The sequence below is a fragment of the Pedococcus sp. P5_B7 genome, from assembly GCF_054049895.1.
Window position 1 is genome coordinate 206,492 of sequence record NZ_JBFULM010000001.1, and the last position, 21,008, is coordinate 227,499.

The window sequence follows — 21,008 nt, forward strand, 5'->3', positions numbered from 1 at the left end:
TGCTCCCAGTCAAGGCGACTGGCGGAAGAAGAGGGGAAGAACGTGGCAAAGCGATTCATTCAGCTTTCCGAGGTCTCGGAAGTTCTCGACATCTCGTCAGCTCAGGCATACGCACTCGTCCGGTCCGGCGAGCTGCCGGCGATCAAGGTCGGCGGGCGCGGACAGTGGCGCGTCGAGGTGGCCGAGCTCGAGGGGTACATCCAGCGGATGTACAGCGAGACCAAGACCTTCGTCGCCGCCCACCCGTTCGGCCAGGGTCAGGACTGACCCTGGTGCGCCCCGGCCGATCGGGCCGGGCGCACCAGCACCACCGCGGAGAACGGCACGAGGCGACGCCCGGTGACGTTCTCCGCCCTGCGGGGCAGGTCCGGGGCATGTTCGCTCAGCTCGAGCACGTCGCGACCCACCGCATCGATGGTGCCGCTCACCACCACCCCGTCGAGGTCGGTCACGAGCACGGTGGCGCGGTCTCGGCTCAGCCCCCGGAGCGCGTAACCGAGGCCGAACCGGCGCCCTTGACTGGTGCCGACGACCCGTAGCGGGAGGCCGGCCACCCCCGTCACCGCGGTGAACGGCACGAGCGCCAGGCCGCCGGCTTCGGTGGCCAGCAACAGCCACCCGTCGCCCACCTCGAGGACCCGCCCGGGGAGCGAGCCGACCACGCGCACCGTCAGCGCCACCCGCTCGCCGAGGGCCGCCGCCAACCGGTCGGGCAGGCCCACCAGCGCCCGCTCGCGCCGCGTGCGGTCGGCCACCTCACCATCCAGCTCGCGCCGCGCCTCCGCGTCCCACTGCGCCCCCAGGTCGGCGAACAGGTCGTCCCAGCGCATCGGCCCTCCCTTGCTCCGTCCTGCCCGTGGGGCCGTCCGCCCGTCCCGATGGGTCAGACGATCCCGCGCAGGCCTTGCCACGGCCGGCTCACGTTGTTACCTTCAAACTGTGTCAACCACACGCAAACACAGGTAAACAACAAAAGGCAAGTCACCACTGGGGGTGTGGATGGTGCTCAACGAGTTCGGGAGCCGGCGCCGCAGGATCGGCGCCGGCCTGAGACCGGTCGCCGTGATCGGTGCGCTGGTCGTGCTGGAGTTGCTCGCCCTGGGGGCCGCGAGGAGCGCGTGGCGGGTGGTGCGCGCCCCCGGACCCGCGAGCCTCGACGAGGCCGTCGTGCTGGTCGTGCTGACCGCCTGCGTGCTGCTCGGTGGGTGGCTCGTGGTCAGCACCACCGTCGCCTGCGCGGCCCACCTCCCGGGCCGGCTCGGGGACCCGGCTCGACGGTGGTCGCGCACCCTGGCGCCAGCGGCGACGAGACGGGTCGCCGCCCTCCTGGTCGGTGCGGCCCTGGGCGCCACCCTGGCGCCGGGCACCGCTGCCGGCTCAGTCGGCGGCGGCTCGGTGGGCGGCTCGGTGGGCGGCTCGGTGGGCGGCTCGGGCGGGCACGGCACCCCTCCGGAACGCTCTCCCGGGTTTGCCGTCACGCTCCCCGCGCCCGCGCCCTCGGTGCCGGCGGCCACACCGTTCAGCCCCACATCGTCCAGCCCCGAGCCGCCCGCGTCCGTGCCTTCCGTCCCCGAGCCGGGGTGGACACCATCGCGGCCGGTGGACACCCCCGTCACCGTGGCCCGCCTCGTGACCGGGGCGGGCGCACCGCCCTCGGCCGAGGTCGTCGTCCACCGGGGTGATTCGCTGTGGACCATCGCCCGCAGGCATCTCGGCCCCGGCGCCACCGACACGGAGGTCGCCGCCGCGTGGCCGCGCTGGTACGCAGCCAACCGCGACGTCATCGGTCCCGACCCCGGCATCCTCCGGCCCGGACAGGTGCTCCGCGCGCCCGCGGGGGCCCACCCGTGAGCCCCGCGCCGCGCGCCGAGGACCCCACGACGGCGCCCGGACGGCTGACGCCGTTGCGGATCGTCCCGGCTCCCCGCACCCGGCCACCCGTGCTCAGCGAGCTCGAGTCCTGGGTGCCCGAGGACGGCAGGACGTCGCGCTACGTGCAGGACGCGCTCGCCGTCGACTTCGACTCGATGACCGACGAACAGCTCTTCGGCGAACGCCCGACCCGGCGCGACGACCTCCCCGACCCCCGACCGTGGGCCGGCCACATCGCCCAGGGACTCGTCGAGGTGATGGCCGGAGCGCGTCCCGCGCCACAGGTGCTCCGCTGGACCACCCCGGAGGTGTATGCCGCCGTCGCCCGCCGCGCGGCCGTGTCAGCCCGGCGTGGTGCCGGGTCGGCGCGGCGCACGGTGGTGCGTGGTGTCCGCGTCTGCGAGCCGGCTGACGGGGTGGCGGAGGCCAGCGCCGTCGTGGTCGACGGCGGACGGGTCCGCGCGCTGGCCTTCCGGCTCGTGGGCATCGACGGGCGCTGGCGGGTCGAGGCCCTCCAGGTCGGCTGAGGTCAGGACGTCGGCGTCACGGCTTCCCGTGGCACATCTTGAACTTCTTGCCCGAACCGCAGGGGCACGGGCCGTTGCGGGACGCGCCCTTGAGCTGGTCCTCGCTGAGCGTGTCGTTGGCGGAGCCCACCGCCCGGTGCTCCACGTCGCCGGTCTCGCTCGGCGCGGAGTACTGCAGCTGCTGCGGACGACGCTCCGGCTGCTCGAGTCCCTTGGCCCGGAAGGTCGGGTGCTTGTCGGCCGTCGCGGCGGCGGACTCGGCGGGCACCAGGTCTGCCTCCGCGGCCTGACCACCGTTGCTCGAGATGGCCGAGGTGTCCACGGGCTCGTCGACCTCGGCGGCGGACGACAGCCCCGACCCGGCGAGCATGTCGGAGACGCTGACCGGCTGGAGCGCGGGAGCCTGCTCCTCGGGCTGGTCGACATCGACCTGCACGTTGAAGAGGTAGCCGACCGACTCCTCCTTGATGGACTCGTTCATCGCCTCGAACAGCTGGAAGCCCTCGCGCTGGTACTCGACCAGCGGGTCGCGCTGGGCCATCGCCCGCAGGCCGATGCCCTCCTGGAGGTAGTCCATCTCGTAGAGGTGCTCGCGCCACTTGCGGTCCAGCACGGACAGCACGACCCGGCGCTCGACCTCACGCATGACCTCGGCGCCGAGCAGCGCCTCGCGCTCGTCATAGGCGTGGTGCGCGTCAGAGGTGATGACCTCCCGCAGGCTGTCGCGGGTCAGCGACCCGTCGGCCGCCTCCAGGACGTCCTGGGGCGTCACCGACACGGGGTACAGGGTCTTGAGCGCGGTCCAGAGGCGATCGAGGTCCCAGTCGTCCGCGAACCCGTCGGCGGTCTCGGCGTCGACGTAGCCGCCCACGACGTCGTTGATGAAGTGCCGGATCTGCTCGTGCAGGTCCTCGCCCTCGAGGACGCGGCGGCGCTCGTCGTAGATCACCGTGCGCTGGCGGTTGAGGACGTCGTCGTACTTCAGGACGTTCTTGCGGATCTCGAAGTTGCGACCCTCGACCTGCCCCTGCGCGCTCTGGATCGAGCGGCTGACCATCTTGGACTCGATCGGGACCTCGTCCTCCATCTTGGCCGTGGTCATGAACCGGTCGACCATCGCGGCGTTGAACAGCCGCATGAGGTCGTCCTGGAGCGAGAGGTAGAAGCGCGACTCACCCGGGTCACCCTGGCGACCGGAGCGTCCACGCAGCTGGTTGTCGATGCGGCGCGACTCGTGGCGCTCGGTGCCCAGCACGTAGAGGCCACCGAGATCGGTCACCTCGTCGTGCTCGGCCTGCACGGCCTCCTCGGCCTTGACGAGCGCGGCGTCCCAGGCGGCTTCGTACTCCTCCGGCGTCTCCACCGGGTCGAGGCCCTGCTGCTTGAGCGTCGCGACCGCCATGAACTCGGGGTTGCCACCGAGCATGATGTCGGTGCCTCGACCGGCCATGTTGGTCGCCACCGTGACAGCGCCCTTGCGACCGGCCTGCGCCACGATCGCGGCCTCCCGCTCGTGCTGCTTGGCGTTGAGGACCTCGTGCGGGACACCCTTGCGGCGCAGCTGGTCCGAGAGGTACTCGCTCTTCTCGACCGAGACGGTACCGACGAGCACGGGCTGCCCCTCGGCATACCGCTGCGCGATGTCGTCGACGACGGCGTTGAACTTCGCCTCCTCGGTGCGGTAGACGAGGTCGGCCTGGTCCTTGCGCACCATGGGGCGGTTGGTCGGGATCGGGACGACGCCCAGCTTGTAGATCGAGTTGAGCTCGGCGGCCTCGGTCTGGGCCGTACCGGTCATGCCCGAGAGGGTGTCGTACATGCGGAAGTAGTTCTGCAGGGTGATCGTGGCGAGCGTCTGGTTCTCGTTCTGGATCTCGACGCCCTCCTTCGCCTCGATCGCCTGGTGCATCCCCTCGTTGTAGCGACGGCCGGCGAGCATGCGGCCGGTGTGCTCGTCGACGATGAGGATCTCGCCGTTCATGTTGACGTAGTCCTTGTCGCGCTTGAACAGCTCCTTCGCCTTGATGGCGTTGTTGAGGTAGCCGATCAGCGGGGTGTTGACGGACTCGTAGAGGTTGTCGATGCCGAGGTAGTCCTCGACCTTGGCGATGCCGGCCTCGAGGACGCCGACGGTCTTCTTCTTCTCGTCGACCTCGTAGTCGCCCTCACCGGACTCGAGCTCGCCCCGGGTCAGCCGGTCGACGATCTTGGAGAACTCGGTGTACCACTTGGTGGCCGCGTCGGCGGGACCGCTGATGATGAGCGGCGTGCGCGCCTCGTCGATGAGGATGGAGTCGACCTCGTCGACGATCGCGAAGTTGTGGCCGCGCTGGACGAGCTCGTCGACCGACCAGGCCATGTTGTCGCGCAGGTAGTCGAAGCCGAACTCGTTGTTCGTGCCGTAGGTGATGTCCTTGGCGTACTCGGCGCGACGCTCCTCCGGCGTCATCGACGCGAGGATGACCCCGGTCTCGAGGCCCAGCATGCGGTGCACGCGGCCCATCAGCTCGGACTGATACTCGGCGAGGTAGTCGTTGACCGTGACCACGTGGACGCCCTTGCCCTCCAGGGCGTTGAGGTAGGACGGCAGGGTCGCGACGAGGGTCTTGCCCTCACCGGTCTTCATCTCGGCGACGTTGCCGAGGTGGAGCGCGGCACCACCCATGAGCTGCACGTCGAAGTGACGCTTGCCGAGGGTCCGCTTGGACGCCTCGCGGACCGCCGCGAACGCCTCCGGGAGCAGGTCGTCCAGGGTCTCGCCGTCAGCGAGGCGCTTGCGGAAGACATCGGTCTCGGCCCGCAGCTCGGCATCGGTGAGCGCGGCGAAGTCCTCCTCGATCGAGTTCACCTGGGCGGCGATCCCGTGGAGCTTCTTGAGGATGCGTCCCTCACCGGCACGCAGCAGCTTTTCGACGATCTTGGACACGCAACATCTCCTGAAGTTTCTGATCTCCTGCTACGCCCGGAAGTTTTTGATCTCCTGCTACGCCCGGAAGTTCGCAGCCGTGGTCATCCGGGTGGCAACGGCCCGACCTAGGCTAGTCGAGTCGACGCGACGACGTGGACGCGCGGGCGGGGAACGCTCCCCACGGGCGAACGTGCCGGGCCCGTTCGCGGTTCCGACGAGGACGCTACGGGGCGACGAGGTCCTGGTAGTCGGGGTGCCGGGCGATCCACGCGGAGATGAAGGGGCACAGTGCGACGACGTCGTGCTCGGCCCGGGCCCGGACGTCGTCGAGCGCACCCCTGGCCAGCACCCCACCGACGCCCTCTCCGGCGAAGGCGTCGTCCACCTCGGTGTGCGTGAAGACGATGTGCGCGCCCTTGAACCGGTAGGCCGAGAACCCCGCGAGCGCGCCGTCGACGCGGGCCTCGTAGCGGTGCTCGGCCGGGTTGTCGGTGACCACGATGTCCGAGGTTCCAGGGTCCGTCATGCGCCAAGCCAAGCACGACTGTCAACGCAGCCCGTCGGCGACCCTCAGGCGACCGCACCCACCTCGGCGTCCTCCCCCTCGGAGCTCCACGAGCCGCGCTCGGGTGACCGCGAGATCGCCAGGCAGGCGAGCGCTGCGAACAGGCAGAGGCCCCCGGCCGTCAGCCAGGCGGTGAAGTAGTCGCCCGTGCTCTGCCGCACCCAGCCGGCATAGCTCGCCGCGACCCCGGCCCCGACCATGTGGGAGGCGAAGACCCAGCCGAACACGACCCCCGAGCGCGCGACCCCGAAGTGCCGGCGGCACAGGGCGATCGTGGGCGGCACCGTGGCCACCCAGTCGAGCCCGTAGAAGATGATGAAGATGAACAGGTTCGGGTGGATGTCCGGACCGAGCAGGGCGGGTACGAAGAGCAGGGCGAGCCCGCGGAACCCGTAGTAGCCGCAGAGCAGCAGCCGCGGGTCCACCTTGTCGGTGAGCCAGCCGGAGGCGATCGTGCCGACCAGGTCGAAGACGCCGATCAGGGCGAGCAGCCCGGCCGCCGTGGTCTCGGGCATGCCGTGGTCGTGGGCCGCGGGGATGAAGTGCGTGCCGATCAGCCCGTTCGTGGACCAGCCGCAGATCCAGAAGGTGCCGACGAGGATCCAGAACGTGCGCGAACGCGTGCTCTCGCGCAGCGTCCATACCGCGAGCCTGGCCGGCCCCACCTGCGACCCGGTATGCCGCGTGGCGGGCTCGTCGAGCGCCTCACCCGGGCGCGCCCCCAGGGGCCGCAGGCCGAGATCCGCGGGCCGGTCGCGGACGACGAGCAGCACCAGCGGCACCAGCAGCAGGGCCGCGCCGGTGACCACGAGCGCCGACCAGCGCCAGCCCGGCCCGGCGGCCAGGGCAGCGATGCCCGGCAGGAAGACCAGCTGGCCGGCCGCGCCGGCCGCGGAGAACACCCCGGTGACCAGGCCGCGGCGCGACTCCACGAACCACCGGTTCGCGACGATCGCCCCCAGCACGAGTGCCATCGCGCCCGCCCCGACGCCGACGAACACCCCCCAGAGCAGCCAGAGCTGCCACGGGTCGGTCATCACGGTGGTGAGCCCGCTGCCCAGGGCCACGAGGACGAGCGCGAGGCAGACCACCCTGCGCAGGCCGAACCGCTCCATCAGGGCCGCCGCGAACGGCGCGGTCAGCCCGTAGATCACCAAGTTGGCCGTCACCGCACCCGACGTGGTGGCCCGCGACCAGCCGAACTCGGACTCGAGCGGCTCGAGCAGGGCCCCGGTGGAGGAGCGGAAGCCGGCGGCGGCCACGAGGGCGCCGAGGATCACCGCAGCCACCCACCAGGCCCGGTGAACGCGTGGCCGTCGGGTCGGGGTCGTCGCCTGGGTGGCGGCAGGAATCGTCACTGTCGCATGCTATCTGCCATCTGCTGCCAGTCGACAGCGCATTCCGGACAACCCCCACCCGGATCCCGCCACCACCACCCCGCCGCTATTCAATGCAAAAGGCGAGTTAGCGCCGCCCATCCGGCGCTAACTCGCCTTTTGCATGGGGTAGCGACGGGTCAGGCGACGGCTGCCAGGCCCAGCCAGCCGGCCATCAGCGCGAGCTCGTCGTCGAGGGCGGCCCGGGCAGCGTCCGTGGCGCCCGCCTCCCAGTGGACGGCCTGCACCCGAAGCACCCCGGCCGCCCGGTCGGCCTTGAGGTCACAGCGGGCCACCAGGGCGTCGCCGAACAGGAACGGCAGCACATAGTAGCCGTGCACCCGCAGGTGGGCGGGCACGTAGATCTCGAGCCGGAAGTCCATGCCGAAGATCGCGGCGGTGCGGTCCCGCTGCCAGATGAGCGAGTCGAACGGGCTGAGCAGCGCCTGGGCCTGCACCTTCCGTGGCCGGCGCGCCTCCGGGTGCAGGTAGGCCGGTCGCTTCCACCCCTCGATCGTGGCCGGCACGAGGGCCCCCTCGGCGACGAGGGAGTCGAGGGCGGGCCTGGCCTGCTCCGGCTTGAGTCGGAAGTAGTCGCGCAGGCACTGCTCCGTGCCCACCCCGTGGGCCCGGGCCGCGATCAGGATGAGCTCCCGGAAGGCGACATCGTGCGGGGGCCTGGCGGCGGGGTCGGCGACCTCGGCGGCGAGGTGACCGGGCAGGACGCGGCCGAGCGCGGCATACCGTCGCTCGAACTGGCTGGTGCGGCCGGCGCTGGTGATCTGGCCGGCCCAGAAGAGGTGTTCGAGGGCGTTCTTGACCAGCGACCAGTTCCAGCCCCACTCGTCACGCTGGCGCGGGAGGTCGTGCTCGAGCGCGGCCTCCAGGCCCCGCGACGTGATCGGACCCCGAGCGCCGACCTCGGCCAGCACCGCGGCGACCAGCTCGGGGTGCTCGCGCGCGACGTGCTGCATCCCGCCCCACGAGTCCTCCAGGGCGCGCCGCATCCGGAAGTCGAGGAGTGGCCACGTCGCGGGCGGGATCAGGCTGGCCTCGTGGGCCCAGTACTCCACCAGCCGCCGGGGGGCGCGGTCGCGCGCCCGGTCGAGCAGGGCGGTGTCGTAGGGGCCGAGCCGCGAGAAGAAGGGCAGGTACTGGCTGCGGGTGAGGACGTTGACGCTGTCGATCTGGATGACCTGCACGCGGTCGATGACGCGCTGGACGTGCCGCATCGTGACGGCGCCGGGCGCGGGGCGCGGCTCGGCGAAGCCCTGGGCGGCCAGGGCGATCCGTCGCGCTTGGGCGCGCGTCAGGCGCACCGGGGAGGGGGTCGTCACTACCGGTGCGTCGCTGGTCACTCGCCGGGTTCGAGGAGGTTCTCGCGGACGGCGTACATGGCCGCCTCCATCCGCGAGTGGAGCTGCAGCTTCTCGAGGATGTTGCGCACGTGGTTCTTCACGGTGTTCTCGGAGATGAAGAGCTGGTGGGCGATCTCCTTGTTGGCCAGGCCCCGGGCTACGAGCCGCAGCACCTCGAGCTCGCGGTCGGTCAGCCGCGGGGCGCCGACGCCGCTGGGACGCTCACCCTGGCGCTTGCTCATGTGGGCGAACTCGGCGAGCAGCTTGGAGGCCATCGAGGGCGAGAGCAGGGAGTCGCCGTTGAAGACCGCGCGCACGCCGTCGGCGATCTCCTCACCCGGCACGTCCTTGAGCAGGTAGCCGTTGGCGCCGGCCTTGACCGCCTCGTAGAGGTCGGACTCCTCGTCGGACATCGTCAGCATGATGATCTTGGTCGACGGCACGAGCGCCTTGATGGTCTGGCAGGCCTGGATGCCCGAGGTGTGGGGCATCCGAACGTCCATCAGCACGACGTCGGGCAGCAGCTCGACCGTGCGGTCGACGGCTTCCTTGCCGTCGCCGGCCTCGCCGACGATCTCGATGTCGTGGTCCTGCGACACCACCATCTGCAGGCCCCGGCGGTAGAGGACGTGGTCGTCCGCGATGACGACCCTGATCGGGTCGACACCGCTCTGACCACCGTCCCCATTCGTCACGGAGCACATACTGTCATGCACGAGGACGACACCGGACGAAATGCCCTGTCGGGTCCGCCCGGTGTCGTCGTCGTCTCAGGTCAGGAGACCTTGCGCTCAGCGCCCTCGTCCTCGGTGACGTCGAGGTGGATCACGCCGTAGGACCAGCCCCTGCGGCGGTAGACGACGCTCGGCTGACCGGTGTCCTCGTCGTGGTAGAGGTAGAAGTCGTGGCCGACGAGCTCCATCTCGCGGACCGCCTGGTCGAGCGCCATCGGCACGGTCGCGTGGATCTTCTCGCGGATCTCGACCGGCGAGTTGCCCTGCGTGCCGAACCGGTCACCGTCACCGTCGAGGCCGTCGTGGACGTGGTCCTCGCCGGCCTGCTCACCGGGCTCCCGGATCCGCGCCGTCGCAGCGGCCACCGACTCGGGTGCGTGCCTCCCGCGGTGCACCCGCTTGCGGTCCTGGGCCCGCCTGAGGCGTTCCATCAGCTTGTCCAGCGCCAGGTCGAGCGCCGCGTACTTGTCGTCAAGACATGCCTCGGCCCGCACGATCGGGCCCTTCACGTGACAGGTGATCTCGACCCGTTCGCAGGACTTCGCCTGCCGCTTGTTGGGCTCATGGCTCACGATGACATCCACGCGCTGCACCCGGGGGGCGAGCTGCGGGATCTTGGCGAGCTTTTCGTCGAGGTGGTCACGGAATCGGTCTGAGACCTGCATGTGGCGTCCGGTGACGACAATCTCCACGGTGTTCCTCCATGGGTTCGGCGGGAGTGTGGGTCGGGCTGCGCGGCCCGGTGGTCAGCCGCGGCAGCACCTCCCCGCCGGCGTGCGGAAGCACCCTGTGGTCGGCGTGTCCGGCGGCTCCGCTCCCTGCCGCAGAGCGCCCTTCGGACCGCGTCCGAGGCGCCCTGTTCGCGTGACGTGCACGGGGGCCAGGGGGGCCATGTACCGACGGTAGACCACGCCGGAGGTTTGCGACACAAGGATTGGTTCAACGTTTGCCCGGAGTCTCTGGTGCGCCACCTGTATGCCGTGCTCACGGGCTTCGGGACGCAGCGAAACCGGCGCTCGGGCGCCAGTCCAACCCGTGGGACGGCGACCCCGTCCGGCCTCCGGAACGCCGCTGGGTGGCACAGATCGTGGCGCCCACGACCACGGTCGCGCCCGCCGCCCGCAGCGCCCGGGCGGCCTCGACCAGAGTCGATCCGGTGGTCAGGACGTCGTCGGCCACGACACATGCCGCGCCCGCGACCACGGACTCCCAGTGTGGTCGGACCGCCAGGGCGTGCTCGAGGTTGACGGCTCGCTCCCGCGCGCCGAGGCCGGCCTGGTCGGCCACCCGACGCCGGGCCCCGAGGGCGTCGGCGAGGAGCGCCTCGGTCGGGCCGAAGCCGGTGACGGCGCGGTCGACCAGGGCCCGCAGCGGTGCGTCGCCGCGCCGGCGACGAGCGGCGGCCGAGGACGGGACCGGCACGACGAGCACCGGGCCGTCACCCCGTCGCCACCGCGCGAGGAGCTCCGGACACCCCGCGACCGCCGCGTCCAGCGAGCGGGCGAGCAGCGCTCCCAGCAGACCGAGGCAGTCGCGGCGGCCGTCGTCCTTGTAGGCGGCGACGAAGGCGGCCAGCGACCCGGCATACCGGCCTGCACTGTGCACGGGCGGGAGGCCCGCCGGCACCGGTCGCGGCCGCACGGCCCTGGGGCCGCCCGGCCACAACGAGGCTGCGACGTCGGCCTCGCAGGCGGGACACACGACGTGGTCCGGCCGCCCGCACGCGGCGCAGCCGACGGGGAGCGCGAGGTCGGTCAGGGCGCGGAGGGCACGGAYGGCTCCGACCGGGCCGGACCACGGGGTCTCGAGCGGCATGGCCACATCGTGGGCTCGACGGTGTGTTGCCGCTGATTGGGCAGCACAAGCGTGTGGACACGACTAGTCTGGGCTTCGGCCTGTGGACAACTGCTGGGCGCCGGGGACGTGAGACGGGAGGCGTGTATGCGTTGGCTGCCCCATCTTGCCGTGTCCACCCGTCTCCGCCTGTCGATGGCCGCCGTGGCGGCGATGTTCGCCTACATCGACCACAGCTTCGTCACGGCCCTGCCGTGGATCCTGCTCGTGGTGACGCTCGACCTCGCCGCGGCGAGCCTCGGCTACCTCACCGTCATCCAGGGCGCGTTCCGCCACACCCAGCTCATCGCGCTGCTGGTCGTGGGCGTCGTCTCCGCAGGGATCGGCATGGGCAGCGAGGGCTCCTGGTCCAAGCTCCTCATCCTCATCCCGGCCTACCACGCAGGATCGCGGTTCGCCCGCACCGGAGCCTTCTCCGCCCCGCTGGTGGGCCTGGTCGTCGCCCTCGCCACCTCGTGGTGGCTCAACCGGTTGACGCCGCCGGAGTCCCAGCTGATCACCCTCGCGTCACTGTTGGCCGTGCTCTTCGGGCTGCTCGGGGCCTGGTCTCGTGAGCTCGAGCCGGAGGAGGTCGTCCCCGACGCCAACGTGGCCGCCGAGGCGAGCCTGCTGCTGCGTCGGCTGCACGAGCTCGCCGACACCCTCGACACCGGCTTCGACGCGCCCGGGTCGGCCGAGATGGCGCTCCAGGACCTCAGCAACCAGATGCGCTCGGCGCGCAGCGCGATCCTCGTCGGCTACGGCGACAACCCGGCGGTGCCGCTCGCGATCCGTGGCGCCGACCGCACGCCCTGGCCCGACCCCATGGAGCAGGACTCGGTCCTCGCGTGGACCTGGCGCCGCGGCGAGGCGACGCTCGCGGAGTGGAAGGACGACCTCGTCGCCCGCTCGGTGATCGTCGTGCCCCTCAACGACGACAAGGGCGACCGCCTCGGCCTCCTCGTCGCCGACCGGCCCCTGGTCACGCCGTTCCGCGAGGAGGACCTCGTGGCGGCCCAGGGCGTGGCCGACCGACACGCCGCCAACATCGACCTCTCCGTGCTCTTCGCCGGCCTGCGCGAGCGCGCCGGGCTCGAGGAGCGTGAGCGGCTGGCCCGGGAGATGCACGACGGGATCGCCCAGGAGATGGTCGCGCTCGGCTTCGGCATCGACGCCGTGCGGCGCAAGGCCCGTGGCGCCGACTCCCCCATCGCCGACGAGCTGGACGCCCTGCGCGTCGACGTGTCGCGGGTCCTGGGTGACCTGCGGCTGCACATCGCCGATCTGCGGATCGCCGTGCGCCCCGACACCGGGCTCGGCGCGATGATCGGCGCCCGGCTCCAGAACTTCGGTTCCTCGTCCGGGGTGACCACCCGCATGCACCTCAGCGAGACCGGGTTCCGGCTGCCGGCCCACACCGAGGTCCTGATCTACCGACTGTTCCTGCGAATGCTCGCCGACGCCCGGCACTCCCTGAACGCCGAGACCGTCGAGGTGCGCCTCAACGTCGCAGCCCCGAGGGTGGAGCTGTGGATGGCCCACGACGGCACCAGCGCCCTCACCGAACGCGACTTCGGCGACCACCCCCTGCTCGGTCTCGGCGGGGAGATCACCATCGAACCCTTCGGCGTTGAAGGCGTCGCCCTTCGCATGCGCATGCGTGCCCGTGGCGCCGCTCCCTCAGCAACGCTGTCCAACGAAAGGATCCCCCAGCCCTCATGACCATCAACGTCGTGGTGATCGACGACCACACCCTCGTCCGCGAAGCCGTCTGCCGCATGATCGACAGCGAGCCCGACCTCGCCGTCGTCGGCCAGGCCGGCGGGATCGCCGAAGGGCGCACCGTCCTCGCCCAGAACCTCATCCACGTGCTCGTCGTCGACGTGTCGATGCCTGACGGCTCCGGCCTCGTGCTGGCCCGCGCCGCACGCGAGGCCTCGCCCCGGCTCGGCATCGTGGTCCTGACCATGCACAACGACGACGAGACCCTGCTGGAGGCGCTCGACCTGGGCGCGTCGGCCCTGGTCCTGAAGTCGGCCCCCTCCGACGAGGTCATCGCGGCGGTCCGTCGGGCCGCCGTCGCGCCCGACGCCTTCATGGCGACCGGGCTCGCCGAGGCACTGCGTCGCCGTGACTCGAGCGACAAGCCCCGGCTCACCCCCCGTGAGGCCGAGGTGCTCGACCGCCTCGTCGCGGGTGACTCCATCGCGGCCGTCGCCAAGAAGCTCTACATGAGCGAGTCGACCGTGAAGACCCATGTCTCCAAGGTCTACGAGAAGCTCGGCGCCCACAACCGCGCCTCCGCCGTGATGTCGGCCCTGCGCCTCGGGCTCGTGAAGGCCGAGTCGGTGGGCCACGCCCGCCACTGACCGGACCACGCGGCATACCCACGCGACCGCGGTATGCCGTGGCCGCACCGCACACAGAAGGACCCCGCCGATCGGCGGGGTCCTTCTGTCGTCCGGGCTGGTGGCGTCAGCTCACATGTTGCCGAAGGTGTCGGCGATGCGGATCGCGCCGGGTCCGATGATGACGATGAACAGGGCGGGGAAGATGAACAGGAGCATCGGGAAGAGGATCTTCACCGGCACCTTCATCGCCTTCTCCTCGGCGCGCTGACGGCGCACCAGACGCATCTGGTTGGACTGCTCGCGCAGCACGTTGCCGATGGGCAGACCGAGCCGGTCGGCCTGGACCAGGGCGCTCACGAAGGTCTTGGCCTCGGAGACCGTGGTGCGGGCGGCCAGAGAGGAGAAGGCCGCCCCTCGGGTCTTGCCGATCTGGATCTCCGACAGCACACGGGCGAACTCACCCGAGATCGGCCCGGTGGTGGAGCGGGCGACCTGCAGCAGCGCGGCGTCGAAGCCCTGACCGGCCTCGACACAGACGGTGAGCATGTCGAGGGCGTCGGCGAGACCGCGCTGGAGCTCTTCCTGGCGCTTCTGGCCGGTGTTCATGAGCAGCAGGTCGGGCAGGAAGAACCCTGCCCCTGCAGCGGCGGCGCAGATGACGAGGCCGCGCACGCTGACCTGGCCACCCAGCGTGAACCCGAGGACCGCGCCCACGAGGAGACCGACGCCCTTGGCACCCATCACCCGCTCGACCGTCCAGGCGCCGGGGTTGCCTGCCAGGTTGAGCCGACGCACGATGCGGTCGTTGGCCCCGGTGGGCGACAGGCGCTGCGCGAGGGCCCGCGTCTGGTTGAGCATGGGGGCGACGATGCGCTCCATGGCGGGGAGGTCGGACTTGCCCACCTCCCGCTTGTCGATGGTCCGCTCGATGAGGTCGAGCGACCGGGCGACCCCGGTCGCCTGACCAGCGCCGAGCCCCGTGGCGAGCACCAGGGTGCCCAGGGCTCCGCCGATGGCGACCAGCGCGATGACCAGCAGAATTGTTCCCATTAGACCTTCACATCCACGACTTTGCGCATCCAGGCCATGCCGATGCCGAGCGAAATGAGACCGCCGATGATCATGCCGATGCCGAGCGGTCGAGTCCAGAGGAGCTCGATGTAGGACCGGTTGGTCTTCATCGTGTAGAAGAAGATGCCGATCGGGAGGGCCACGAGGATGTAGGCGGAGAGCCTGCCCTCCGCGGACAGCGCCCTGACGTGCCGACGGAGCTCCTCGCGCTCACGGAGCGTCTTGGCCGTCGTGCGCAGCGTCTCGGCCAGGTTGCCACCGACCTCCCGCTGGATCCGGATGGCCATCGAGGTCCACCGCATGTTGTCACTGTCCATGCGGTCGGACATCCGCTCCAGTGAGTCGGCGATGTCCGAGCCGATGCGGGTCTCGGCCAGCGCCCGGGCGAACTCCTTGGCCGACGGGTCCGCGGCGTCCTTGGCCACCGCGTCGAGGGCCTGGGGCAGCGAGAAGCCGGTGCTCAGGCTGCTGGCCACCAGGGTGAGCACGTCGGGCAGCTGGCCGTCGAACTTCTTGCCCCGACGGTTGGAGAGGAAGCGCAGGACGAAGGCCGGCCCGAAGACGCCCACGACGAGTCCGCCGACCGCGGCCGCTAGGGTCACCAGGAGTCCGCCACGGAAGAAGACCATCGAGGCGGCCACCGTGCCGACCACGGCCACGATGCGCAGCACCCACCACTCACCCGCCCGCAGGGGCAGGTCGGCACGCTGGATGTGGGCCATCGTCTTGCTGGTCGAGCTGCGGCCCTCCATCATCCGCTCGCCGAGGAACACGAGGTTCTCGGACATGACGTTCGGACGCGACTTGGCCTTGCCGAGTGCAGCGGTGCCGGCCGCGACGTAGCGGTCGATGTTCTCGACCCGGGTGCGGCGGCCGGACTTGAAGGACGAGCTCGCCAACGAGATGACCAGCACCATCAGGGCCAGGAAGACCGCGCCGATCGCGACGCCCAGGATCGGGGAGACGCCCAGGATCGGCAGGACCGTGGCCGTGGGTGCCGCCTTGACGAGGTCCTCGGTGGGGCCGACGACCGGGCGGTTGTCGGAACCCGCCTTCGTCGGTGCCGCCACGCCCGCGCCGAAGTCCACCAGGGCGGTCGTCGCGAACGGCTGGCCGTTGGACTTGCCGGAGATCTTGATGTTCTGGGCGCCACCGACACCGACCGGGAGGGGCATGGAGAAGCTGAGCTGTGAGGCGAGGGTCTTGGCGGCCGAGGTGAAGGCGTTCTGCACGCTGCCCGCGTTGGCCGCGGAGACGACGCTGCCGCCGCCCGCCTTGGCGAAGCTCTGGAGGACGCTCACGTTGCTGTCGGTGGACTTGAACGAGACGGCTTCGGCGCGGACCTTCGCACTCTTCAGGGCCGCCACGGTGGAAGCCTGGGTGGCGCTGCTCGCGGTGTCACCACCGTCGCTGAGCACCAGGAGGCTGCGCTCGCCCTTGGTGCCGAGCGTCTTGACGGCAAGGTTGACCCCGTCGTACAGCGCGGTCTCACCGCTGGCGGTCAGGCCGTTGACGGCCGTCTGCACCTTGCCCTGCTCACTCGTCGGCGCCAGGTTGAGCGTGGCCTTGCCGGAGAACGAGACGACACCGATGCGCACGTCCTCCGGGACGCTCTTGAGGAACGCCGCGACGGCCGAGCGCACGGTGGCCATCCCCGACGCCCCCATGGAGCCGCTGGTGTCGACGACGATGATCGCCGTCCGTGCCACCGGCGAGCCGGAGCCGCTGGTGATCGCGTCGACCGGGTAGGTCTTGCCGGCCACCGTCACGTCGAGCGAGGGGTCGATGTCCGACCCGGACGTCGAGGAGATGAGGCCGATCAGGTTGCCGGACTTGACCTCGATCCCGGTCACCGTGACCGAGCCGTCCGCGGCCACCGCGGGGACTGCGGCGAGGAGCCCGACCAGTCCCGCGGTGAGGAGCGCGCGGAGGGCGCGCGGAGTACCACGCACCATCAGAACCCCTTGATGAAGAGGTCCGCCGGCAGCTCGATGCCCTGGTCGTGCAGGTCGTCGGCGAACTTGGGACGGAGCCCGTTGCTCTTGAGCGCGCCGCGGAAGCGACCCTGCTCGTCACGACCGGCGCTGTAGTCGAAGGTGAACAGGTCCTGCATGGTGATGATCTCGCCCTCCATGCCGATCACCTCGCTGATCGCGGTGACGCGACGCGAGCCGTCCTTCATGCGGGCCTGCTGGATGACCATGTCGACGGCGCCGGCAACCTGCTCGCGGATGGCTCGCACGGGCAGGTCCACGCCGGCCATGAGCACCATGGTCTCGAGACGGGACAGGCTGTCGCGCGGGCTGTTGGCGTGCACGGTCGTGAGCGAGCCGTCGTGGCCGGTGTTCATGGCCTGGAGCATGTCGAGGGCGGCGCCGTCACGGCACTCACCGACGACGATGCGGTCGGGGCGCATACGCAGGGAGTTCTTCACGAGCTCACGAATGGCGATCTCGCCACGACCCTCGATGTTGGAGGGGCGTGACTCCAGCCGCAGCACGTGGTCCTGGTGGAGCTGGAGCTCCGCGGCGTCCTCGATCGTGACGATGCGCTCGTCAGCGGGGATGAAGGACGACACCACGTTGAGCAGGGTCGTCTTACCCGAACCGGTACCACCGGAGATGATGATGTTGCGGCGACCACGGACGCAGGCCGACAGGAAGTCGCGGACCTGCGGGGTGAAGGTGCCGAAGGCGATGAGGTCCTTGTCCGTGAACGGGTCGGTCGCGAACTTACGGATGGTGAGCAGCGACCCGTCGAGGGCGATCGGCGGGATGACCGCGTTGACACGCGATCCGTCAGGGAGACGGGCGTCCACGAGCGGGCTCGCCTCGTCCACGCGCCGGCCCACGCGACCCACGATCTTGTCGATCGTGCGACGGAGGTGGGCGTCCGAGGCGAAGTGGGTGTCGACGGAGTACAGCTTGCCGGCGCGCTCGACGTAGATCTGGTCAGGCCCGTTCACCATGATCTCGGTGATCTCACTGTCGCGGAGCAGGGGCTCCAGCGGGCCGTGACCGAGGATCTCGTCCGAGACCTCCTGGGAGATCCGCGTGCGGTCGGCGAGCGAGAGGGGCGTGTCCTCGTGGTCGATGACCTCCTGCAGGGTGTGGCGCACCTTCTGCTCGAGCTCGTTCTGGTCGAGGTGGGGGTCGTAGAGCTGCGGACCCAGCGAGTCCATCAGCGCCTGGTGGACACTCGCCTTCACGGTGGCGAAGGGGTCGATCAGGCGCGGCCGCTCGTTGGCCGAAGGCGCGGCGCTGCTGGCCTCGACCGCCGACGCCTGGCTGCGACGAACGCTTTCGAGCCGGTCGGCCAGGCTCATCGGTTACCTCCACGCGACAGGGACCAGCGGCTGGCCTTGGGGGACTGCTGTGACGACGCAGGCGCGTCGGACGCACCCGACGGGGTGTCCGAGACACGGATGAAGCGGTCGGCGAGGTCGCGCAGGGCCACGCTCACCGCGTGCTTGGGCTCGTCGAGGATGATCGGCACGCCCCGGTTGACCGAGGCCGGCACGGCGGTGCTGTTCGGCACCATCACGGCGATGTCCTGCTTGATGGCCGCGACGACGTCCTCCGGTCGGAGTCCGACCTTCGCGTCGGAGCGGTTGAGCACGACAAGGCGTGACTCCTTCTTGTTGCCGAGCAGGTCGAGGGTGTCGAGCGTGAGGCGCAGGTTCTTCACCGCGGGGATGTCGAGGGTGGCGATGAGGATCAGCAGGTCGCTGTCGTCGAAGGCCGCCAGGACGTGCGAGGTGAAGGCCGGCGGGGTGTCGAGGATGACGTAGTCGTAGTGGCGCTTGGCCACCCGGACGAGCTCGGCGACGGTGGTGCCGGGCACCCGGTCCGCGTCACTCGGCTCGGCCGGAGCGCTGATCGCCTCGAGACCGCTGTCGTGCTTGGTGACGACGGCCTTGATGGCCTGCTCGTCGATGTTGCCGGCCATGCTCACCAGGTCGATGATCGAGTTCTGGGGAAGCATCTGCAGGCTGATGCCGACGTCGCCGAAGGCGAGGTCGAGGTCGATCAGCAGCACCCGCGAACCGGTCGACGCCAGGTAGGCACTGAGGTTCGTCGCGAAGGTCGTCTTGCCCACGCCGCCCTTGGCCGAGAACACCGTGACGACACGGGCGGTCTTGGCGCCGGCGGACTCTCCGGAGTGCCCGTGCACCCGGGTCGAGAGGTCGCGGCTGCGTCGCGCCGCATCGGCCAGACCGGTCACGTCATCAGAGGTGATGACCTCCCGGATGCCGGCACGAAGGGACTGACCCAGCACGGCCACGTCGATGCGCCGGCGCAGGAGGATCACCCCGAGCTCGGGGCGCTCCACGCGGCAGAGCTCGGCGAACTGGCAGGCGGCATCCATGTCGACGTCCGGACCGATGAGGACCAGCGTCTCGGTCGGGTTGTCCTCGAGCGCCCGGACCATGGTGGCCTGGGTCTCGAAGCGACTGATGGCACCTACAGCGAAGTCATAGCGCTCGGTGGCGCCCGGGTCGGCGTCCCACAGGAGGGTCATGACGCACTCCTACTTGGCGGAGAAGAGGGTGGCTTCGGAGATGACCTTGCCGAGGTCGATCTTGGGGTCCGTGCCACGCAGCGCGGCATACAGGTTGCCGGTCTGGATGCCGTGCACCAGGCGAGTCGCATCGGCCGGCGACACCGCGACGGTCATGAGCGCACCCCGGACCGGGGCGGAGTCAGCCGAGTCCTCCCCGCTGGTGGGGGCCTGGGTCGGCGTGAGCGAGACCTCGCCCATGGCGATCACGAGGACGTCGTCCAGGAGGACGCGGGTCTGCTGGCTCAGCTTGGTGGAGTCAGCGCCGCTCTTCACGGCCGACTCGGTGGGGGTGTAGGTGTCGAACAGGACGACCTTCGACCCGGGGGTGAGGAAGGTGCCGACGCGGGCGGGGTCCGCCAGGGCGATGGACACCGCGACCTGACCGGCCGGCACGTCGATGGCCTTCTGGCCGACCGGCTTGGTGCCGAAGCGGTCTGAGAGCACGTACTCGCCGGGCTGGATGTCCGAGAGGGCGTAGAGCCCACCATTCGAACCGGTCACGCCCTGGAGTGCGCCGAGGGGGACGCCCTTCGAGGCGACCGAGGTCTTGATGATCAGTCCGCTCTGGACCGAGTCCTTCAGGGTCGTCCCGGCGGGGACGACGGACTTGACCACATACACGGACGAGGGGTCCTGCGCGGCGATGGCCCTGTCGTCTGCACCCTTGGCATACATCAGCACGGCGACCACGCCGAGCAGTGCCACGACGGCGGCCGCGAAGATGGCGACGATTCTGCGTCCCACGATGTGATTCCCTTGCTTGAGGTCAGACGATGGAGGACGCGCCGGCTGGGGGCGCGTCCTACGGGTTGAAGATGCTCGACGGCACGTTGTAAAGGTCACTCACGTTGTGCCCGAAGGCCACGACGGAGACCACGATCACGATGGCGATGAGTCCAACCATCAGGCCGTACTCGACAGCGGTGGCTCCGTGGTCGCCCCGGTGGACTCCGGGGCGACCACGGTTCAGCCAGCTGTCGGAGGAGCGCAGCCGCACTCCCGCGGCGGACCGGCCGAAGGGCGCGATACGAGCGAGTCGTGCAGTCATGCTTCCTCCTGGGTTCGGCGGGCTGAAATGTGGCCCGTCGGTTTCTTGGGGTAGTGCGTCAGATGCTGGTAGCGGTGTTGTGGAACAGCGTGCTGAGGTTCGTGCCGAGCAGCGCAACGGCGACGATGATGACGATGGCGATGAGGGCAACCATGAGGCCGTACTCCACGGCGGTTGCACCCTTCTCGGAGGAGACGAGCTTGGTGTTCAGCTTGGCGACGAACTTGTGCATTTGAGTAGTCCTTTCGAGACCAACGGGCGCGGTGGCCGTGTGCCCCGCGGTGAGAAGACTCGCAGTTTCGAGGACGGCGGGTAATCGTCCGTCGTGCCATCCCCAACCGGCACCTTCGACTCCACCCTCTCCCCCGAACGGCCGATACCTGACACGGGGACACTCGCGTAGGGCACTGGGCCGCTGAGCACGGACCGGCCTGCTGCGGGCGTGAATCAGCTGGTCCAGGGACCTAGCGGGGCCGGGACATGAGAATCGGCCGCCTCCTGTGGGGACACACGCTGGGTGCGTCCTGGTCCCGTTGGAGGCGACCGATCACGTGCTCGGCTGGGCGACCGGTGCGGGCGGTCGCGCCGAGGAGTCAGATGCTGGTCGCGGTGTTGTTGAACAGGGTGCTGAGGTTGGTGCCGAGGAGCGCCACGGCGACGATGATGACGATGGCGATCAGGGCGACCATGAGGCCGTACTCGACGGCGGTCGCACCCTTCTCACGGGAGACGAGCGTGGTGTTCAGCTTGGCGACGAAGTTGTGCATGGCGAGCCCTTTCGACGTGTCGGGCAACCCGAGAC

The 21,008-nt window shown here is 70.3% G+C and carries 21 protein-coding genes and 1 pseudogene; 5 read left to right on the top strand and 17 right to left on the bottom strand.

Annotated elements, in window-relative coordinates; all coding sequences use genetic code 11:
- Positions 1-42: 42 nt before the first annotated feature.
- Positions 43-267 carry a helix-turn-helix domain-containing protein gene (locus ACXJKD_RS00950; protein ID WP_056922813.1) on the top strand — a complete coding sequence of 75 codons (225 nt, stop codon included), beginning with the start codon at positions 43-45 and terminating at the stop codon, positions 265-267.
- Here ACXJKD_RS00950 and ACXJKD_RS00955 read toward each other — a convergent pair.
- On the bottom strand, positions 258-830 hold the full coding sequence (locus tag ACXJKD_RS00955) for a hypothetical protein (RefSeq protein ID WP_457252452.1): 573 nt from the start codon (positions 828-830) through the stop codon (positions 258-260). The genes ACXJKD_RS00950 and ACXJKD_RS00955 overlap by 10 nt on opposite strands.
- Before the next feature lie 169 nt (positions 831-999).
- Here ACXJKD_RS00955 and ACXJKD_RS00960 point away from each other — a divergent pair, with 169 nt between their 5' ends.
- Positions 1,000-1,851, top strand: a complete 852-nt coding sequence (locus ACXJKD_RS00960) for a LysM peptidoglycan-binding domain-containing protein (RefSeq protein WP_457252453.1) — start codon at positions 1,000-1,002, stop codon at positions 1,849-1,851.
- Complete coding sequence (locus ACXJKD_RS00965) at positions 1,848-2,399, top strand: Rv3235 family protein (RefSeq protein WP_457252454.1); 552 nt, start codon at positions 1,848-1,850, stop codon at positions 2,397-2,399. The genes ACXJKD_RS00960 and ACXJKD_RS00965 overlap by 4 nt, the downstream gene beginning before the upstream one ends.
- A gap of 16 nt (positions 2,400-2,415) precedes the next feature.
- Here ACXJKD_RS00965 and ACXJKD_RS00970 read toward each other — a convergent pair whose 3' ends face one another.
- The 8 genes and pseudogenes from ACXJKD_RS00970 to ACXJKD_RS01005 all read right to left on the bottom strand — a co-directional run bounded on the left by ACXJKD_RS00970 (position 2,416) and on the right by ACXJKD_RS01005 (position 11,155).
- Positions 2,416-2,769: an SEC-C metal-binding domain-containing protein gene (locus tag ACXJKD_RS00970; protein WP_457252821.1), complete on the bottom strand. Its 354-nt coding sequence runs from the start codon at positions 2,767-2,769 to the stop codon at positions 2,416-2,418.
- A gap of 54 nt (positions 2,770-2,823) precedes the next feature.
- Positions 2,824-5,325 (bottom strand): annotated as a pseudogene (gene secA / locus ACXJKD_RS00975) (preprotein translocase subunit SecA); the annotation flags it as partial.
- A gap of 205 nt (positions 5,326-5,530) precedes the next feature.
- Positions 5,531-5,833 (bottom strand): GNAT family N-acetyltransferase, encoded by a 303-nt coding sequence (locus ACXJKD_RS00980; protein ID WP_457252455.1) that lies wholly within the window; start codon positions 5,831-5,833, stop codon positions 5,531-5,533.
- 44 nt (positions 5,834-5,877) lie between these two features.
- Positions 5,878-7,230, bottom strand: a complete 1,353-nt coding sequence (locus ACXJKD_RS00985; RefSeq protein ID WP_457252456.1) for an MFS transporter — start codon at positions 7,228-7,230, stop codon at positions 5,878-5,880.
- Positions 7,231-7,388: 158 nt separating this feature from the next.
- Complete coding sequence (locus ACXJKD_RS00990) at positions 7,389-8,585, bottom strand: winged helix-turn-helix domain-containing protein (RefSeq protein WP_457252457.1); 1,197 nt, start codon at positions 8,583-8,585, stop codon at positions 7,389-7,391.
- A gap of 17 nt (positions 8,586-8,602) precedes the next feature.
- Complete coding sequence (locus ACXJKD_RS00995; RefSeq protein WP_457252458.1) at positions 8,603-9,301, bottom strand: response regulator; 699 nt, start codon at positions 9,299-9,301, stop codon at positions 8,603-8,605.
- A gap of 80 nt (positions 9,302-9,381) precedes the next feature.
- Complete coding sequence (gene hpf, locus ACXJKD_RS01000) at positions 9,382-10,032, bottom strand: ribosome hibernation-promoting factor, HPF/YfiA family (RefSeq protein WP_457252459.1); 651 nt, start codon at positions 10,030-10,032, stop codon at positions 9,382-9,384.
- Between the two features lie 292 nt (positions 10,033-10,324).
- Positions 10,325-11,155, bottom strand: coding sequence for a ComF family protein (locus ACXJKD_RS01005; protein WP_457252460.1), 831 nt, complete (start codon positions 11,153-11,155; stop codon positions 10,325-10,327).
- Between the two features lie 150 nt (positions 11,156-11,305).
- Between ACXJKD_RS01005 and ACXJKD_RS01010 the strand changes: the two genes are divergently transcribed.
- On the top strand, positions 11,306-12,895 hold the full coding sequence (locus tag ACXJKD_RS01010; RefSeq protein ID WP_457252461.1) for a sensor histidine kinase: 1,590 nt from the start codon (positions 11,306-11,308) through the stop codon (positions 12,893-12,895).
- Positions 12,892-13,542 (top strand): response regulator transcription factor, encoded by a 651-nt coding sequence (locus ACXJKD_RS01015; protein ID WP_056922824.1) that lies wholly within the window; start codon positions 12,892-12,894, stop codon positions 13,540-13,542. The genes ACXJKD_RS01010 and ACXJKD_RS01015 overlap by 4 nt, the downstream gene beginning before the upstream one ends.
- A 111-nt stretch (positions 13,543-13,653) precedes the next feature.
- Here the strand turns inward: ACXJKD_RS01015 and ACXJKD_RS01020 are convergent, their stop codons facing one another.
- From ACXJKD_RS01020 to ACXJKD_RS01055, 8 genes are all read right to left on the bottom strand, one after another.
- Positions 13,654-14,574 (bottom strand): type II secretion system F family protein, encoded by a 921-nt coding sequence (locus tag ACXJKD_RS01020; protein ID WP_457252462.1) that lies wholly within the window; start codon positions 14,572-14,574, stop codon positions 13,654-13,656.
- Positions 14,574-16,550 (bottom strand): type II secretion system F family protein, encoded by a 1,977-nt coding sequence (locus tag ACXJKD_RS01025; RefSeq protein ID WP_457252463.1) that lies wholly within the window; start codon positions 16,548-16,550, stop codon positions 14,574-14,576. Before ACXJKD_RS01025 ends, ACXJKD_RS01020 begins: the two co-directional genes overlap by 1 nt.
- Positions 16,550-17,920 (bottom strand): CpaF family protein, encoded by a 1,371-nt coding sequence (locus ACXJKD_RS01030; RefSeq protein WP_457252464.1) that lies wholly within the window; start codon positions 17,918-17,920, stop codon positions 16,550-16,552. Before ACXJKD_RS01030 ends, ACXJKD_RS01025 begins: the two co-directional genes overlap by 1 nt.
- Entirely contained in the window at positions 17,917-19,116 is a 1,200-nt protein-coding gene (locus tag ACXJKD_RS01035) for an AAA family ATPase (protein WP_457252465.1), read from the bottom strand. Before ACXJKD_RS01035 ends, ACXJKD_RS01030 begins: the two co-directional genes overlap by 4 nt.
- Positions 19,117-19,125: 9 nt before the next feature.
- Positions 19,126-19,902, bottom strand: a complete 777-nt coding sequence (locus ACXJKD_RS01040) for an RcpC/CpaB family pilus assembly protein (protein ID WP_457252466.1) — start codon at positions 19,900-19,902, stop codon at positions 19,126-19,128.
- Positions 19,903-19,960: 58 nt separating this feature from the next.
- Positions 19,961-20,206, bottom strand: a complete 246-nt coding sequence (locus ACXJKD_RS01045; RefSeq protein ID WP_056922830.1) for a Flp family type IVb pilin — start codon at positions 20,204-20,206, stop codon at positions 19,961-19,963.
- Between the two features lie 58 nt (positions 20,207-20,264).
- Positions 20,265-20,438: a Flp family type IVb pilin gene (locus ACXJKD_RS01050; RefSeq protein ID WP_457252467.1), complete on the bottom strand. Its 174-nt coding sequence runs from the start codon at positions 20,436-20,438 to the stop codon at positions 20,265-20,267.
- Positions 20,439-20,799: 361 nt separating this feature from the next.
- On the bottom strand, positions 20,800-20,973 hold the full coding sequence (locus ACXJKD_RS01055) for a Flp family type IVb pilin (RefSeq protein WP_457252468.1): 174 nt from the start codon (positions 20,971-20,973) through the stop codon (positions 20,800-20,802).
- Positions 20,974-21,008 lie beyond the last annotated feature (35 nt).